Origin of the sequence: Arthrobacter sp. (assembly GCF_031179385.1) — a bacterium.
In the GTDB taxonomy this organism is placed as follows: Bacteria; Actinomycetota; Actinomycetes; order Actinomycetales; family Micrococcaceae; genus Arthrobacter_D.
The window spans coordinates 1-2,921 of the sequence record NZ_JAPSHV010000204.1 but is presented as its reverse complement, the minus strand read 5'-3'; the positions used below and the strand labels follow the sequence as shown (position 1 = coordinate 2,921).

The window sequence follows — 2,921 nt, the reverse complement described above, 5'->3', positions numbered from 1 at the left end:
GCGGCCTCGGCGAAGATCTGGTAGATGCGGTTCCATGGCAGGAACTCGTCGGAGGTGATCGTGAAACTGTCTCCGATCGCCTGGGGCAATCCGAGCAGGCCGACGAAAGCCTTGGCGAAGTCGGTGCTGTGCGTGAGGGTCCACAGGGACGTCCCGTCCCCGTGGACCAGCACCGGCCGGCCGGCCCGCATGCGCGCGATGTCCGTCCACCCTCCGGTGATGGCGATCTTGGTGTGATCGTATGTGTGGGAGGGACGGACGATGGTGATGGGGAAGCCCTGCTCCCGATACGCGCCCACCAGCAGGTCTTCGCATGCGATCTTGTCACGCGAGTACTGCCAGTAGGGGTTCCGTAGCGGAGTGGACTCTCGGATCGGCAGTGACGCCGGCGGTTTCTGGTAGGCCGAGGCGGAGCTGATGAAGACGTACTGTCCCGTTCGTCCGGCGAACAGTTCGATATCCGCTGCCACGTGATCAGGAGTGAAAGCCACAAAGTCGACGACGACGTCGAACATGCGGTTGCCCAGCGCGGCGCGGACTTCGTCCGGCTTCCGGATATCCGCCTGCACAACTTCCGCCCGCGCCGCCGGCGGACGTTCGGTGGTGCTCCCCCGGTTGAGGATGGTGACCGAGTAGCCGTGGGCGAGCGCCAGATCTACCACGGCGGTGCTGATTACTCCTGTCCCGCCGATGCACAGGACCTTCACAGGACGCTCACCACGCGTAATCCTCGGGTGCAGTCTTGTGACCGGGGAAAATTTCATCAAGCGCGGACAGGGTGTCGTCGTCGAGCTTTATCTCCAGGGCACGGAGGCCGCCGTCGAGCTGTTCCTGGGTGCGCGGTCCGATGATCGGTGCGGTCACGGCCGGCTGCGCGAGGAGCCAGGCCAGGCCGAGGTCTGCCGGCGGGTGGCCGAGGGAGTCAGCCAGGTCCTCGTAGCGCTGGATCTGGTCGCGGTGCTTGTCGAGGGTGTCCGCGGCCCTGCCCTCAAGGCGGCGGACGCCCTCGTTCTCCTTCTTGAGGACGCCGCTCAGCAGGCCTCCGTGAAGCGGTGACCACGGGATGATGCCGAGCCCGTACTCCTGGGCAGCCGGGAGAACTTCAAGTTCCACAGTGCGCGTCAGCAGGTTGTAAATGGATTGCTCGCTGATGAGCCCGGTGTAATTGCGGCGGGCCGCGGCCGCCTGGGCCTGCGCAATGTGCCAGCCGGCGAAGTTGCTGCTGCCCGAGTACAGGATTTTGCCCTGTTGCACCGCCACCTCGATGGCCTGCCAGATCTCGTCCCACGGCGTGTTCCGGTCAACATGGTGGAACTGGTACAGGTCGATGTAGTCGGTTTGAAGACGCTTCAAACTGGCGTCGAGGGCGCGGCGGATATTCAGTGCGGACAGCTTGCCGTTGTTGGGCCACTCGTCCATGTCGCCGTAGAGCTTGGTGGCCAGCACCGTCTTCTCCCGGCGCCCGCCGCCCTTCGCGAACCAGCGGCCGACGATCGCTTCGGTGCGGCCCTTGTTTGTCCCCCACCCGTACACATTCGCAGTATCAAAGAAGTTGATTCCGGAAGCATGCGCCGCGTCCATGATGGAGTGCGCGTCGGCTTCCTCGGTCTTGGGTCCGAAGTTCATCGTGCCGAGGCACAGTCGGGAAACGGAAAGACCGGAGCGGCCGAGGTGGGTGTACTGCATCAGCGAAGTTCTCCTCAGATGGGCAGGGAATACGTTTTCCATCCTGCCAAGTCCTGCTCCCGGGCGCTAGTGGCCCTAGGATTCTGGACATGACTTCTCCCACTTCCCTGCCGGTGGCGCTGATCACGGGCGCCTCCCGTGGCATCGGCCGTGCCATCGCCGACGAACTCGCGCCGACCCACCATCTGTTGCTCGGCGGACGGGACGGTGCGGCGCTGAAGGAACTGGCGTCGTCGTACCCGTCTGCGGAGCCGTTCGCACTGGATGTGCGGGAGGCAACAGCGTCGTCGGTCGAGGGAATAGACACGCTGGACGTGCTGGTCCACTCGGCGGGGGTGCTGCGGATGGGCACCATCGCGGAGCTTGACGACGACGCCTGGCGGGAGAGCTTCGAGATCAACGTGTTCGCTGTCGCGAAGCTGACCAGGCTATTGCTGCCCGCACTCCGGGCAGCAGGCGGCCAGGTAATCGCCATCAACTCGGGTTCCGGGTACAACTCGGGCGCGGGTTCGGCGGTCTACAGCGGAACCAAGTTCGCGCTGCGGGCGCTCACCGACGCGCTCCGGGAGGAGGAACGCGCCAACGGCGTGCGCGTGAGCTCGATTCATCCGGGGCGAGTGGCAACGGACATGCAGGCGGAGCTGCACGACTACGAGGGCAAGGAGTATTCCCCCGGATCCTGGATCCAGCCCTCGCAGGTGGCGAAGGCCGTCCGGCTGGCAGTGGATGCGTCCCGCGATTCAACCGTCGAGGCGCTCAACATCCGTCCCTCGGGGATGTCATGAGCACCGTCCGCCTCGTGGCCACCGTGACGGGTGAGGTTCAGGGCGTGGGATTCCGTTATCGGACACGCCAGCAGGCGGAGCAGCTCGGGCTCGTCGGTTCGGCCACCAATCGGTCCGATGGTTCTGTCCTCGTGGTCGCAGCCGGGCCGTCGTCGTCCGTCGACCAACTCCTGAACTGGCTGCATTCCGGAGACACTCCCGGCCGGGTTGAGAACGTGGATGCGGACCTGCACGACGACGGCGCCACTGATTTGACCGGCTTCGTCACCGACTAGCGGCTCACGCCACTGTGTGCGGCACCCCGAATTGGGTCTGCACGCCGGGCGAGTACAGCACCGATTCCGGCGGGCCCGCCACGTCGAGGCCCGCTGCGTGAACCAGCCCGTCCTGACAGGAGTCGAGAACCGCGGTCTGCAGAGGCCAGGGAGCGTGGGTGTTCGGAATATAGAT

Annotated in this window: 5 protein-coding genes; 2 read left to right on the top strand and 3 right to left on the bottom strand. The window is 65.3% G+C overall.

Annotated features, from left to right (window positions below):
* The coding region (locus RIF85_RS15505) for an NAD-dependent epimerase/dehydratase family protein (protein ID WP_375164866.1) at positions 1 to 764 on the bottom strand (764 nt) is incomplete at its 3' end.
* The gene (locus RIF85_RS15500) at positions 715 to 1,686 is read right to left on the bottom strand and encodes an aldo/keto reductase (protein ID WP_309072796.1); all 972 of its coding nucleotides are present in this window, start codon (positions 1,684 to 1,686) and stop codon (positions 715 to 717) included. The genes RIF85_RS15500 and RIF85_RS15505, both read right to left, overlap by 50 nt.
* Before the next feature lie 89 nt (positions 1,687 to 1,775).
* On the opposite strand from RIF85_RS15500, the gene RIF85_RS15495 reads away from it, so the two are divergent.
* Together RIF85_RS15495 and RIF85_RS15490 are read left to right on the top strand one after the other, a co-directional pair.
* Positions 1,776 to 2,471, top strand: coding sequence for an SDR family oxidoreductase (locus tag RIF85_RS15495; RefSeq protein ID WP_309072795.1), 696 nt, complete (start codon positions 1,776 to 1,778; stop codon positions 2,469 to 2,471).
* The gene (locus RIF85_RS15490; protein WP_309072794.1) at positions 2,468 to 2,746 is read left to right on the top strand and encodes an acylphosphatase; all 279 of its coding nucleotides are present in this window, start codon (positions 2,468 to 2,470) and stop codon (positions 2,744 to 2,746) included. Before RIF85_RS15495 ends, RIF85_RS15490 begins: the two co-directional genes overlap by 4 nt.
* A gap of 4 nt (positions 2,747 to 2,750) precedes the next feature.
* Here RIF85_RS15490 and RIF85_RS15485 read toward each other — a convergent pair whose 3' ends face one another.
* Positions 2,751 to 2,915 carry a DUF2071 domain-containing protein gene (locus tag RIF85_RS15485; protein WP_309072798.1) on the bottom strand — a complete coding sequence of 55 codons (165 nt, stop codon included), beginning with the start codon at positions 2,913 to 2,915 and terminating at the stop codon, positions 2,751 to 2,753.
* Positions 2,916 to 2,921: the final 6 nt, after the last annotated feature.

What these genes read in the sequence shown, in the direction of transcription:
- RIF85_RS15495 (WP_309072795.1), top strand. Translation starts at nt 1,776, where the DNA reads ATGACTTCTCCCACTTCCCTGCCGGTGGCGCTGATCACGGGCGCCTCC.
- RIF85_RS15490 (WP_309072794.1), top strand. Translation starts at nt 2,468, where the DNA reads ATGAGCACCGTCCGCCTCGTGGCCACCGTGACGGGTGAGGTTCAGGGC.
- RIF85_RS15500 (WP_309072796.1), bottom strand. Translation starts at nt 1,686, where the DNA reads ATGCAGTACACCCACCTCGGCCGCTCCGGTCTTTCCGTTTCCCGACTG.